This window comes from Candidatus Magnetominusculus dajiuhuensis (genome assembly GCF_046044395.1).
In the GTDB taxonomy this organism is placed as follows: domain Bacteria; phylum Nitrospirota; class Thermodesulfovibrionia; order Thermodesulfovibrionales; family Magnetobacteriaceae; genus Magnetominusculus; species Magnetominusculus dajiuhuensis.
In genome coordinates, this window is record NZ_JBJUSG010000023.1 from 18,143 (window position 1) to 31,836 (window position 13,694).

Consider the following 13,694-nt stretch of genomic DNA (forward strand, 5'->3'; position numbering starts at 1 on the left):
TAGCCGTATAGACGGTTAGTTACCCATTTTGAGTGGTTAATAGCCTATGAGATTATTTGTATTTCCCGGGCCTGAGGAGCTGTCGTCCTCGCAGAGATAACCCACCAAATTTCGCTTTGGATTGGTGGTTCCCTGAAAACAGGTCATCAACAATGTCTTGCAGTTGACGCCGGTGGAGCCAGATGATGAGAATTTCAGTGTACCACCGTATGAGTTGGCCGAACCGGTGTCTGAGGTCAGGTCTACTACCTGAGTGCCGGTGTCCACGGTAATGGCCTGGCCGCTAAAGATTATGAGTTGAGTCCTGCCTTTTCCAACGTTATTAATAGAAGGAAATGTCCTTGCTGTTTGTGATGCCTGGCTTAAAGAGCTTGCCATCACGGTAAACGTGGTTGAGGTAACGTCATCTGTCGAAAAGTTCGAAACCATGCAGTAGACCTGAGCGCCAGAGACGGTCGTTAAATATGGCAGGTAATAATAAACATTTGTTGCCCCCTGGGCAGTGACCGGACCGCTCATACAGAAGGCAATCGCCATACAGAATGCCAAAACCACTATCAACATTTTTTTCATACATGCCCCTCCACGGTCTCGTCATAGATTACGGCGTACGGCGCGGCACACAACGCGCGGCGCTACTGCCCTCTTATAATGTACTAAATACAGTATTATATTGTCAACAACAATAATTACACAACAATAGTTATACATACCAATTATTCCACGCCAATTACACAAGCGGCGGGTTGCGCGCAAACTGCCCGAAATGCTAATTTATTAAGCAATGGAAAACATTGAAATACTTGACATATCGGGGGATTTGGGAATCAAGGTATCTGCCCCGGCCATTGAGGCAGTCTTTGAGACCGCCGCGATTGGATTCTATTCCCTCACAACCAACATAGATAATGTCGAACCCCTAATACCACTCCCAGTAACCATCAACGAGGACACGCCCGAAAGACTTTTAGTCGCATGGCTTAATGAACTCATATACCTGTTCGACACCGACGGGTTTATTGGAAGGCAAGTAACCGTCGAATCCTTAGACGACCACCACATCGCCGCTGAAATCAAGGGCGAGTATTTTAATCCAGAAAAGCACGACTGTGGTTACCTGATAAAGGCGGCGACATATCATAAGCTCCAACTTGAAAAGGGCGATTCAGGCTGGACTGCCATAATTATATTTGATATCTGAATAAAATACATAGCTGGAGTTCTGGAAGCCGCCAACGGGCGGCAGCCCAAACTCACCAGATAAAACGTGGGCGAGATTACGGGGTGAAGGGGGATTATCCCCCTTCGTCGTTAATCCCTGTTAATCCCTGCCGCCTTTAACTCACTTCTTAGTTGAAAGCGTCTTGACAAATGCCACGATATCGGCAATGTTTTCATTACTCAAACCGGCGCCGCCTGGTCCGAATGCCGCCATGTGGGTGCCTTCCCTTCCATCACGCAACGTTATGGCAAGGAACTCAGTACTTGCCCCTTTTTGTACCACAGGATTTCTTAGGTTAAGCCCAACTCCACCCTGGCCCTTTTCGCCGTGGCAACTTACACAGCGTACCCTGAACAACTCTTCGCCATTCTTTGCATCGGGTTTATATGGCCCACAGTCAAACCCCATGGAGGCGCTGACCGGCTTATCCTGCGAGATGTAATCTACGATTTTATCAATCTGCTCGTTTGTCAGCCCCGCCGCGGACGACTTCCAGGCCGTCATCTGAGTACCGGCTCGTCCCTCTTCAATTATCGTCTTGAGATACTTCTTATCCACCGCCTTCAAAAATGACGGGTTCTGAATCGAGGGTATCGTCCGCTTAAACACCTCATCATAAACACTATCCTTACCGGAGGCATGACAAGCACCGCAGTACATCTTATACAGATATTCGCCCGTATCGGGGACTTCCAAACCCTTCCCAAGACGCCTGTACTTTTTGGGTATTTCGTCCGAGTGCAGCGACAACACGAATGTCGTCAACTGGTCTGTCTCCTCGTCAGTGAAATCAGACTTCATCTCGCTGGTGGCAACCACATTCCTTGGGTCGTCAAAGTGCTCCTTCATCCATGAGTAGACCGTCTTCTCGCCTTGTATGTTTTTCATAGGGAAATACGCCACCGGCTGAGAGCCTACGCCGTCAAGAGCCTTTCCTATAACGCCGCCCACGCCGTCAAGCTTATGGCAACCCTTACAGCCGCGCTCCCTAAACAGCACTTCCCCTTTGGCCACATCGCTACCACCATTGTCCTTTAACATATCGGCGTCGTGGCAGGAGGCACACGCGCTCTGGATATATTTAAGCGGCAGAATAGGTGAATCCCAGTGCGCCTCATGCTTAAGGCCATGTGCGTTTTCCATATCCAACGCCCTGCCCTGCCCGTTGTGACAGACCGTGCAGCCGAACTTGTCCGATGTATGGTTCTTTAGATACGTCCCGCTGTGCGTCTTTAGCGGCAGAGGCATTTTTGCCATCGCCGGGTTGTCAACCCCTAAATGACAGCTCGTGCACCTGTCCACACGCCTCAGACCGTTGAGATATATCTGCCTGACCTCAAGGGGCATCGCCATGGCCGTCTTTTTGGTGTCGGCGTCCTTTGCGTTGGCTATGGCCAGCTCCTTGTATTGCGTCTGATACGGTTTCCACTCAGGCGACATCTCGCCGCGAATAAACATCCACGTGAATACTATCAGCACCACCGCCGATATGAATATCATCCATGAATAATATCTACCGTGCATAATCCTCCCTCTCTGTTAATTTGTTAGTTGACCCTATCCCGCCGGCTCTCATTGCTGCCCCGGCAGCAGACCGCAAGTCAGCGTATCACTCCTGACGCCGCTTAAGGCCTCTCTCGTTAAATCTTTGTTAAAGAGGGTCTTATCAAGGCCGTACTTTTCACACTCAAATGTGAGCACCGCTTCAACAATCCTCCCAAGACCTTTATACAATCCTCCTCCATCAAGGCTCTCCATCTGGCGGCAGTAAAAAAATCCCCACCTTGCAAGATGGTCTTTCAGGAATTTTCTCTTTGCGTCAAGCACAATCTCCTCGTGTTCTTTCGCGCTCATCTCAACTGCATAAAGCGCCTTCCAGCTCAGCAACGCCATGAACTCAAGCTCTACGGAGATGTGGTCAACTACCTCCCTGCCATCAAGCGACTGATTGACGCTCAAATCAAACGCCTTGTAAAAACCGGCAATATCGGCCAGTTCAAACGGCTTCCTTGATATTTTCTCTGTCAGATACTCAGTCTCATAGGGGGCAATCTGCCCGCCCAGGTCAAAGATGCTCAAATACTCTGAGCGTATGTCGTCAATTGCCGCGCCCTCAAATTGCCCGTGAAAGTCATTGACCAGCCGCAACGCCTCACCCTCAAAGAGCGTCTCCCTTTCCGTAAGGATTCTCTCTATCGCAGACCACCCCGCGCCATCAGGATATTGAAGTCCCAACGAGGCCAACTTATACAGATAAACCAGCTCATCATCCATCATGCTATTTCACCAACACTTCGGCCCATGCCGGGGACACCGCCTTACGCCCGCCACCTTCCATATGGTGGCCTTCCCATACGGCAAAGGCTATTGGTTTCTTCTCTCCGGCCTTGAACTGCACGCTTTCCTTGTCGGTGACCGTCATCGGCCTTCTCATCACAAGCGTCCACGAGCCGTTTTGCCACTGGGCGTCTCCCTCAGTATTTTCTGTGTTTTTCGTCTTCAGGGTACCCGGTCCCTCTGACGACGCCTCCTCTATTATCCCCTTGCGCGTGGCAGACATGGGATTTTGAGCCGCCCTTCCGGGGATAAACATATCCTTTTGGGCCTGCGTCTTTTCAGTGCCCGTGCCAGAGACCTTGTAATCAAAGGTGTACATGTCAATTGTCATGTTGGGATAGGCGGTGCTAGCGCTCTGGCGCCCCTCTTTTTGGTCTTTAGACCACCATGCCTTCCAGTAAAGTATATGTACCGGCTTCTTTGGCTCCCCCATAAAATATTCCGGCAGAGGACTTGAGGAAATCGGAAACTGTATCGCCGCCGCATCCGAAAACTCCATTATCTTCAGCGTGTCGTCTTTAGTATCGTCTTTCCACGTCAGCCGAAACGCGATGGACTTGCCGTCGTTTATGGACTGGACATGCACCTCTTTTACACCTACATCCTTTGGCTTTGGCTCAACGAGGAACTGCCTCTGAAGCGGCTGCCTGTACGAATCAACGCCCTTCCATACGTCGTCATTTACGCTGACCTTCGATACGTCCACGTCCTTGTGAAACGAGGTAATCTCCACGAAGGCCTTCCCTTCTCCATACGCGGCCTGCGCAAACGCAAGCACTATTGCCAATATCAACCACAGTTGTTTTATCATCGCAGCCTCCAAACCCCCTTTAAGGTGTATTTTGCCTGAATACTTTGAGTTTTTGATCGAAAAACTCCCTCACAAACATAGGTTCGGTCACGGGTACTTTGACTATCTCGTTACCTTTTTCGTCGTAACCGTACGCGAACTTCTCGTCAACCTTATACGAAGAGAGGGTTTTCTCCATGCTCCCGAATAAGACCAGCAATCCCTTAAGGGTTTCGTCGCTGGGTATGCTCTTATACGTCCTGATGGCATTGCCCACGCCAGGGCCAAACATCTGCTCCAGATATGTCACCGGCGCATGAATCGGCGGTATGTAGTATGTGTTCGGCTCAGTGCCAAACTGTGGATAAAGCGGCAGCGCCAGCTTCCTCACATGCACCAGATAATCTATTGGATTGTCTTTAACCGCCTTGTCAGGAGTGCTCAAAAACCCGTGCAGCCTTATCTTTCCTATGCAGTTGGTCACGCATTGGCTCATCTGTCCCTGTTCAACCTTGGGATAACACCCTATGCACTTCTCGCTTATCCTCGTCTCCACATTAAACATCGGTTTTTTGTATGGACACGCCCGCACACACTCCCTGTAACCACGGCAGCGGGACTGGTCTATGAGGACGATGCCGTCCTCCGGCCTTTTGTAAATCGCCTTTCTTGGACACGCCGCCAGACACGCCGGATACGTACAGTGGGCACATGTCCTTGGCAGATAGAACATCCAAACTCTATGAGGCAAGGTAAGCCAGTCGCCCTTGTTCACTGAACCGGCTATCTCATCCTCACCTATGTTTGGATGTGCCCAGTCCTCATCGGCGGCTATGTGCTGGAGTATCTTCTCATCTTTTTCCGCCGCCTCAAAGAGGGTCTTACCGGCGTACTTCTCTCCATGCCACTCCTGCGGCCCCAGTTTGGACAGTATTCCCATGTCCCAGCTCACCGGATATCCACCGTAGGGCTTTGTCTCCACATTGTTCCAGAACATATATTCCTGGCCCTTGCCGGACGTCCATGTCGTCTTACATGCCAGTGAGCATGTCTGGCAGGCTATGCACTTATTCAGGTCGAAGACCATAGCCCACTGCCTCTTCGGCCTCACCTGCGGATATATGTACGACGCATTCCTGCCTAATTGCCAGTTATAAACCTTTCTCATTTGCATAGGGACTGGTCTCCTTATTTTTTAGTGGCTATAAATTTTCCGTTTATAAACGCCAACATGGTTTCACTCTCCATAGTAGGGCGAATTCCGCTCTTTACCGGCCTCCACGGCCCCTTTGCGTCTATGCCGCCGTCCTCAGCCTTTTGAATCGTAACAAAACCCTCCCTTGGAGCGCCGTCAGCGCAGTGGATGTCAGGTTCAAACCCCTTTCCTATTGTCTGGCCAAACATCTCCTTATGCACAAGGGAATCCGTAAGCAGCGTTGGGCGCAACCACGCGCGCGTCGTACTCTGGTGGCTTCCATAGCGAAACAAGGACTGATAGTTTGTCTCAGGGTTTTTGGCAAGGCCGTCCGGTCTGGTCTCGTGTCCTTTGACGCTCCCTATGGTTGCCGGGTAGACGTTGTGCCACATCCTCGTCACACCACGCGGTGTGCCCGGATAGTAGCGCGCACGGCAAAGAAGCCTTGCGACTTTATAATGCTCGTCGGTCTTTTTTGCCCCCCTGTATGGACGGTCCTCGGGGTCTGCGTCAATATGGACATAGTCGCCGTCGTTTACGCCTATCTCTTTGGCGTCAAGCGGGTTTATGTCAACATACATCTCTGTAACGAATGGAATCCTCTTATCGCGCCTGTACATATCGGCAAACGGCCCGAACCACACGGCAACCAAATCCGTGTCAGACGGCGTGGTATGCGCCCCGTGGCGGTACTTAGGCGTGTGCAGGATGAACTTATAGCCCTGTTTCATAAGCGGATGCTTTGTCTGCATCAACTCCTCTACTGACTTTTGAATGTTTCTTACCTGCCTGGTATCTGTGGAGAGGTCATTTGACGAAAATCCCCAGTCCTCTGGTTTTTTCGGCCTTATGGCGGTATGTTTTTTGCCAACAATTACGTTTGGCTCATAAAACGTCGCGTCTATCGGCTCTCTGTAAACAATCATGTTTTCGCCGTGTTCTATCCACTCGTCTTCGTGGCGATAGAACTCAAGCCTGCCGGATTTCGTATAATACGGTGTGCCGTCGTGAACCTGCTCATAGCTGGATATTCTTGGATACGTGCGGCAGTTCATCAGGGCCGGCCTTCCGTTTTTGGCGTCCTCCTCCAGCTTCTGTATGGTATATCCCGCAAGATTCGCCGAGGCGTTTATTATCCTCTGCGAGTACACCTCCATCTTGTCCTCAGTTACAAACTTCCAATGCTCAGCAAACCTCTTGTCGTTTAATTGCTTTCCTAACGCTATGGCAACCCCCGCAAGTATGTCAACGTCCGGCTTCGTATCGAATATCCTCGGCAGCGGCGTCCTCGGATATACCTGAGCGAATGGATTCGTACAGGAGGCGGTAAAGTCGTATTTCTTAAACTCCGCCGGTGCGTCGCAGCCATACACGATGTCTGCATACTCACACGAGGCAGTCCACCAGTAATCGGCCACAGTTATCATCTCAAACCCCTTCAACGTGTTGAACACGACGTCGTAGTGGCCCTTGGCGTTTCCTATCAGCGAGTTGGAGTTGTTTATCATCATTACCTTAGACGGCGTGTTTATATGTCCCTTTCCGGCAAAGAGATGTCCGCCTACGCGCAGCGTCCTGTCGCCATCGTTAAAAAAGTGGGCGGACTCATATTTGAGTAATTTCTTGATTCTCGGCTTTTTCGTGGCGTCAAGCTCTAAGTCGAAGGGGTTTTCGATTACATACAGCCCCAAACCGCCTATTAATGCCCCTCTGAAGTTGCCGGCATAGCTTCCCACGTTGCCCCCGGGATAGCCGAGGTTTCGGGTCAGCGCGCACAGAAAGAATATTGACCTGTCCTTTAAGTCGTTGTTAAAGTACTGGTTTGTCCCCATACCTGTTGTGAACAGTGTCTGCTCTTTGTTGTTGGCAATCTGTCTGGCGAGGGATATTATAGCCTCCTTAGGCGCCCACGTTACAGTCTCCGCCTGTTCGGGGGTATAGTTTTCGTTGACATATTCCTTCATCAAATCAAACACGGGGCGTACCTGAATCTTCTTTCCATCTACCGTTGTAACATCAAACAGCCCTTCAAGCACCGGGTCTGCTGGCATCTGGTCGCCATAGTCATCCCTGCTGATGGCCGCGGGGGCGTTTTTCTTTGCATCCCACACGACGAAGTCCTGCCACTCATTAAACAGTCCCTCTGTTATGTACTGGTCTCCCTGTTCTTTTATCAGCGGGGGTTTTACGTCCTTACCCATGACGTTGGTCTTTCTTGTCGCGTTTTTTCTCTTGTAGCCCGGAATCACGTCTTCGGGGTGCAGGAGTTTGAGGGTATCAAGCCTTACAAGAAACGGCAAGTCGGTATTTTTCTTTATGTTATTTACATCGTAGAGCTTTTCCTTTATGATAACCTGCGCCAAACTCAGTGCAAGGGCCGGGTCTGTGCCGGGCCTGATAACGATTACCTCATCGGCGCGGCATGCGGTTGCCGGATATTCTACCGTTATAACCACCACCTTGGCGCCCTTTAATCTGGCCTCTGTCATCCAATGGGCGTCAGGCATCTTCGTCGTTATCCAGTTCAGCCCCCAGATAAGGAGGAGCTTTGCCCTCTCCACCGCAAACAGCTCAAACTCGTTGGTCTGCGCTCCGGTTACCATGGGGTGTCCGGGCGGCAAATCGGTGTGCCATGAATAACTGTCCCAGCCGCGCGCACCCAGCGCGTCTTCCGGTTTGACATTTCTCACCTTCGCGTCCAGAAGGGCCAGCATGTTGGCAAACCTGTAATACCCGAAGATCCTCGTAGCGCCAAGCAACGCCATACCGCCTCTGAATTTAAGGGTCTGCACCCCTGCACCGTGTGTCGCTTCCACCACGGCGGGGTCATATCCCTGTTTGTGCAGATACTTCGTACCTTGTTCACCTGAATATGTCTCGGCCACGTTGCGCAGTGTCTTTGCCGTTATGTCATAGACCTCGTCCCATGAGACCTTAAGCCACTTGTCCTCACCGCGTTTCATATACTCAACCGGAGGTTTCCCAGTCTCCTTGTCCCTTGGAAAACCCTTATCAACCCAGTCCTTAAAACCCTTCCTTATCATAGCGCTCTTGACGCGCCTGTCACCGTAGAGCCTCCTTACGAGGCCCACCCCCTTTTGGCATATGCGCGGGTCCCAGCGGTGCGAGGCCTTGTTGCCATACAAATCTGTCGCCTCGCCATATTGATACGACGGGCCTATCCTCGTTACCACGCCATTTTTTACGAACGCCTTCAGCAGACAGTTGTGTGTGTCGTTGGGGGCACAGAGGAAGTGGAAGTGGCTGTCCTCCTGGTATATGTTTCTGAAAATCTTCTCCCAGTCCCTGTTGGGATATTGTTCGAGGGGGTTTGACGTGTTCGACTCAAGAAGCCCTAACACGTTGACGTTTATACCCGCCAGCATCAGCCCGCCACCAGCAAACGTCAGAAACTGCCGCCGCGTTATCTCTTTTTTTCCCTTTTTTTCCTCATCGCTCATATATATCACTCTCCCTGTTTATTTTTAGTGCATCGGCCACTGGCTCTTTGACCAGTAAAAGCCCCAGTTCGGCCCTCTGAGCTCGGTTCCTATATAGGTCAGTATCAGATAGCTGAGTAAGAACATCGTAAACAGCGCTATGGCGCCCATTCTCGTTGACCCTGTCCTCTTGGTGACAGATAACGCCCACAGTATCATAAACCCTACCCAAATCACGCCGGGGTTTATGAAGGTTATCCATATCTGCGGTATGTCAGGCCACCATTTTCTAAACCAGCCGAAGGCTATCACAAACGCCATCAGGCCGACTAAGGCAATGACCCCAACGAAAAGGGCCTCAATGGCAACACCCTTGCCCTGCTTCCCCGAAAACCATATCCCTATCTTGTCCTTCTCTCTGTCAAGAAATGGTATCAACGCCAGTCCCATCAGGGCCACGGTGGGAAGCCCCACGCCGCCCATGAAGGCCGAGTATGAAAGCAGCTCCTGCAGGCCCAGAAAATACCACGGCGCCTTGGCCGGATTCTCAGGTATCATAGGATTGGCCAGCTCCTTTAACGGCGCGTTGATATAGTACGAATACGCTATTACACCGGCCAGACATAGCATAAACACCGCCGCCTCCGCAACAAGGAGATTCGGCCAGCTCAACACAGTATTCTCTACGTCCATGTTGACCGCGGGGGTCTTTCCTTTTGTCAGTTCCATCAGCCCGTAGGTCTTGGCGGGGGTGAAGATTCCACCCTTTTTGTCGGGCGCTATCACATATTTACTGTCTTCGTATCTTGGCGCGTAGTTATCGGGCTTTGTCAGGCCGCCATCTTTTCTGATCCTCCAGAAATGCACACCGACAATTACCATAAGCGTTACAGGCAGGAACACCACATGCAGCAGATACACCCTCGTCAGGGCCTCCTTGCCGGGCTTGAGGCCGGCCAAAAAAAGCTCCTTTGAAAAACCGCCCACATCAAAATACTTGGTCAGCCCAAGGGAATCGGTAAGCTCCTTGGGCGATTGCATGATGTTGGAGACAATCACCAACGCCCAGTAAGAAAGCTGGTCCCACGGCAGCAGATACCCCGACAGATTCAACATGAAGGTCAAACCCAGCAACACCACGCCAACCAGCCAGTTAAACTCCCGCCCGCTCTTGTACGAATTCGTATAGAAAACCCTCGCCATGTGCAAAAACACAAACACTATCATCCCCTCGCCAGCCCACTTATGCGAATTCCTTATAAGCCTGCCCGCGAAGACGACGAAATTTATGTCCTTAACACTGTTATAGGCGTTTTCCAGTGACGGGTTGTAATAAACCATGAGGGCAACGCCAGAGCCGACCGTTATCAGGCACAACATCATTGAGATAAGCCCCATGCCGAGCGTAAAGCCGGGCCTCAATGAGTTTATGTGCGTCTTTACGCTGTGAATGTGCAGGAAGAAATTGTTGACCATGATGGCAGCCCTCGACATATCGGACGTGGGCTTGCCGGCCCTGAAAAAAGACCCCGCAAACGAACACCAAACAGACTTCAGGTTATCTGACAGTGCCCCTATACCTGAATTTTTTGATTCACTCATTGTCCCTCCAAAATCATGCGATCTTAAATAATGTCCCGGCCGAAACTTCCATCGCCGTGTCAACTTCAAGGCTTCCATCAACGCTGCGGCTTATCTGAAGCCATGGGAGCGCCCTTGGGGCCGGTCCGCCTACCACCTTGCCGTTTTTATTGAACATCGAACCGTGGCACGGACACGCAAACCCCGTGTCAGTAAGCGCCACCATACATCCCAAATGTGTGCACACACAGGATATGGCATATAACCCATCCTCACTGGAAAACACAAACACACCTTTTTCGTCGAACTTTGTAACCACACCCACGGGGAAGTTGTCCGGCGTTCCAATCTTAAACTTCGTTGCCTCCTCATACGCCACCTTTGGCTTTAAAAACCTGAACAATCCCGCAAACACGGCCGCCAGCGACAAAAAAGCAGCCCCTGCCGCCGCCGCGTTTAAAAACTCCCGCCTTGTTATAACCCCATCCTTATGCTGAGCCTCGCTACTCATTGATTAAAACCTCCTTAAATGAAAATCGCTCCATCGTTATCGCACCAACAGGGCAGCGCTTCGCACAGAGACTGCACCGTATGCACCTGTCTTCGTCTTTAACTATCGCGCTGCCCTCCCCTTCCAACGCCTTCCCGTATCGTGCCTCGTAGAGGGCTGTGAGCGTCTCGCTGCCTCTTATCCTGTCGAGGCTGACGAGTTTTAAACAGTACTCCGGGCACACGTCGGCACACCCGCCGCACAGTATGCACTTATTGCCGTCAAATATCGTGTTGACGGCGCAGTTCAGACACCTCTGGCCCTGAATCTCAGCCTCGTCTTTGGCGTAGCCCGTCTCAACCGGCGCAAAGACATCGCTGAGCCTTGCGGCGGTCTCCGCGGAGCCCGTCTCAGCCCGCTGAATCTTCTCATAATCCCAGTACTGGGCAGCCACGTTGCCAGACACCACGGTGTGCGTCTCACTGATTTTGAGCGCTGGTTTTGAGGAACTTATATACTCGTGAATTGCCATCGCCGCCGCCTTGCCGGAGGCCACGGCGTCTATTATCAGCCTCGGCCCGTATGCCAGGTCACCGGCCACGAAAAGTCCCGTCAGCGTTGTGGATACCTTGTCATCTTTTACGCTTATCATCCCGCGAGGCGTCATTGCCACGTCAAGGCCGCACTGCTCCAGAAACGAAAGGTCATAGGCCTGCCCCACGGAGAAAAATATCGTATCGGCCTCAATTGTTATCCTGTCCGCCTCGTCGTATCTGGGGTTAAATCGCCCCTCAGGGTCGTTTATAGATATTACCTTTTTAAAGGTTACTGATTTCGCGGCCCCCGCTCCATCTACGTGTATCTTGTCAGGGCCAAAACTGTTTATCCTCTCAATGCCTTCCTCCTGCCCTTCCTCCACCTCTACCTTATCGGCAAGCATATGTCCTTCCGGCTCAATGCAAACCAGCGTGACCGACTGCACGCCCGTTTGCCTGATGGCCGTCCTTGCCACATCATATGCCACGTTGCCGCCTCCGATTACGACGACCTTCGGGCCGGCTTTCACCGCCTTGCCAGTAAAGACATCCCTCAGAAAATCCACTCCCCCGCGCACCCCGGCGGCATTACAGTGCTCAAGCGGCAGCACCCTCGATTTCTTTGCCCCTACGGCCAGAAGCACCGCGGCTGATTCGTCGTATAACGCCTTCAACTGAACATCCTTGCCTATCTGCACACCACACCTAATCTCCACCCCAAGGGATTTTATTACATCAATTTCGGCTTGCAGCAGTTCCCTCGGCAATCTGTACGGCGGCACACCAACGGCACACATCCCACCCACTATGTTTTCCATCTCATAAATCACCGGCTTGTAGCCCATAAGGGCCAGGTCATGGGCACAGGCAAGGCCTGCAGGCCCTCCGCCCACTATGGAAACGGGTTTATCTGTCTCTGAGGCTATCCCCATTATGCCGGGTCCCTCAGTCTTTAATTTGCCGTGCAAATGCCCCTTGTAGTCGTCTGTTTTGGCCTCTGCTCCGAATTTTTCGGTGACAAACCTCTTTAACGCCCTTATTGAAACCGCTTCGTCAATACTCCCCCGCCTACATGCAAGCTCGCATGGGGCGGCGCATACCCTGCCGCAGATGGACGCCAGAGGGTTCGGCAGCCTCGCTATCCAATATGCCCTCTCATAATCGCCATCGGCAATCGCCTTTACATATCCCCTTGAGTCCGTGTTAACAGGGCAGCCGGTCTGGCATTTAATGTTTTGTCTCCAGTACTTATAGTCCGGGACTACTACTTTGTATGGCTTCTCAGACATGGTCTCACCTCACTATTTTCGTCTATGTAACCATTTAATATTTACCCTTTGCTATGACTTATATCACACTTTAACATAATTATAACAAATTATTTTACCCAATATACACCAGACGCGCCCGCACCTTCCCCCTGCCCTTCACACTTCCTGAAAATGGAAGTCTCCAAACACATCCTTGATATTTATCTCCAAACCCTCAATTACCCTCGACCTAACCACGCCCTCACCTTCTGCTAAGGAAAACACCTCGTAGCCGTCCCCTTCAATGCAAAAAACCTCTATGGTTTCAAGTTCAGGTATAACAATCCAATACTCAGCCACCCTAAACTGTTCGTATATCTTTTTCTTGGTTACGGTATCTTTAGTAACCGAACCCTTAGATACTATTTCACACACCATATCCGGCACGCCTCTTATATAATCCTGAAAGATTCCCATATTCTCTTTCCTGATGAATAAGATATCAGGTTGCAACTTCTGCACACCCTCTTTAAGAATAACGTCAAGCGGGGAAAAATATAAATTCCCCGTTCTTTTACTCCTCAAATGATACAGGATAATATCAACTATCCTCATGCTGATTGCCTGATGCCTTCCAAACGGACTTGGCCCCATAACCTCCACCCCATTGATTATTTCCGTCAAATCAAAGTCTGTATCTGATACTTGTGTCTCCATATGATAATTTAAACACAAGGAGTTGTGTTTTAGCAACTGCTGCACCAGGGCAATCGCATTAGAAATTGCCTCACTTATTTCTGTCATTCCGGCTTGTCCGGAATCGTCCCTTAAATGGTTGTTTCATGATGATTTT

The 13,694-nt window shown here is 50.9% G+C and carries 11 protein-coding genes; 1 reads left to right on the forward strand and 10 read right to left on the reverse strand.

Annotation, left to right across the window (positions count from 1 at the left end):
- Positions 1-36: 36 nt before the first annotated feature.
- Positions 37-573 (reverse strand): hypothetical protein, encoded by a 537-nt coding sequence (locus AB7D94_RS05020; protein WP_420264635.1) that lies wholly within the window; start codon positions 571-573, stop codon positions 37-39.
- A gap of 211 nt (positions 574-784) precedes the next feature.
- Between AB7D94_RS05020 and AB7D94_RS05025 the strand changes: the two genes are divergently transcribed.
- The gene (locus AB7D94_RS05025; RefSeq protein ID WP_420264636.1) at positions 785-1,201 is read left to right on the forward strand and encodes an archease; all 417 of its coding nucleotides are present in this window, start codon (positions 785-787) and stop codon (positions 1,199-1,201) included.
- A 141-nt stretch (positions 1,202-1,342) separates the two neighbouring features.
- Here the strand turns inward: AB7D94_RS05025 and AB7D94_RS05030 are convergent, their stop codons facing one another.
- From AB7D94_RS05030 to AB7D94_RS05070, 9 genes are all read right to left on the reverse strand, one after another.
- The gene (locus AB7D94_RS05030) at positions 1,343-2,746 is read right to left on the reverse strand and encodes a c-type cytochrome (protein ID WP_420264637.1); all 1,404 of its coding nucleotides are present in this window, start codon (positions 2,744-2,746) and stop codon (positions 1,343-1,345) included.
- A 48-nt stretch (positions 2,747-2,794) separates the two neighbouring features.
- Positions 2,795-3,499 (reverse strand): TorD/DmsD family molecular chaperone, encoded by a 705-nt coding sequence (locus tag AB7D94_RS05035; RefSeq protein WP_420264638.1) that lies wholly within the window; start codon positions 3,497-3,499, stop codon positions 2,795-2,797.
- A 1-nt stretch (position 3,500) separates the two neighbouring features.
- Positions 3,501-4,370: an ethylbenzene dehydrogenase-related protein gene (locus AB7D94_RS05040; protein WP_420264639.1), complete on the reverse strand. Its 870-nt coding sequence runs from the start codon at positions 4,368-4,370 to the stop codon at positions 3,501-3,503.
- Between the two features lie 19 nt (positions 4,371-4,389).
- Positions 4,390-5,517, reverse strand: a complete 1,128-nt coding sequence (locus AB7D94_RS05045; protein ID WP_420264645.1) for a 4Fe-4S dicluster domain-containing protein — start codon at positions 5,515-5,517, stop codon at positions 4,390-4,392.
- A 20-nt stretch (positions 5,518-5,537) separates the two neighbouring features.
- Positions 5,538-9,005 carry a molybdopterin-dependent oxidoreductase gene (locus tag AB7D94_RS05050; protein ID WP_420264640.1) on the reverse strand — a complete coding sequence of 1,156 codons (3,468 nt, stop codon included), beginning with the start codon at positions 9,003-9,005 and terminating at the stop codon, positions 5,538-5,540.
- 24 nt (positions 9,006-9,029) lie between these two features.
- A complete protein-coding gene (locus AB7D94_RS05055; protein WP_420264641.1) occupies positions 9,030-10,586 on the reverse strand; it encodes a cytochrome b N-terminal domain-containing protein in 1,557 nt (518 codons plus the stop codon).
- Positions 10,587-10,599: 13 nt separating this feature from the next.
- Positions 10,600-11,076, reverse strand: a complete 477-nt coding sequence (locus AB7D94_RS05060) for a QcrA and Rieske domain-containing protein (RefSeq protein ID WP_420264642.1) — start codon at positions 11,074-11,076, stop codon at positions 10,600-10,602.
- Positions 11,069-12,880 carry an FAD-dependent oxidoreductase gene (locus AB7D94_RS05065; protein WP_420264643.1) on the reverse strand — a complete coding sequence of 604 codons (1,812 nt, stop codon included), beginning with the start codon at positions 12,878-12,880 and terminating at the stop codon, positions 11,069-11,071. The genes AB7D94_RS05060 and AB7D94_RS05065 overlap by 8 nt, the downstream gene beginning before the upstream one ends.
- A gap of 138 nt (positions 12,881-13,018) precedes the next feature.
- Positions 13,019-13,645, reverse strand: coding sequence for a Uma2 family endonuclease (locus tag AB7D94_RS05070; RefSeq protein WP_420264644.1), 627 nt, complete (start codon positions 13,643-13,645; stop codon positions 13,019-13,021).
- Between the last annotated feature and the right edge of the window lie 49 nt (positions 13,646-13,694).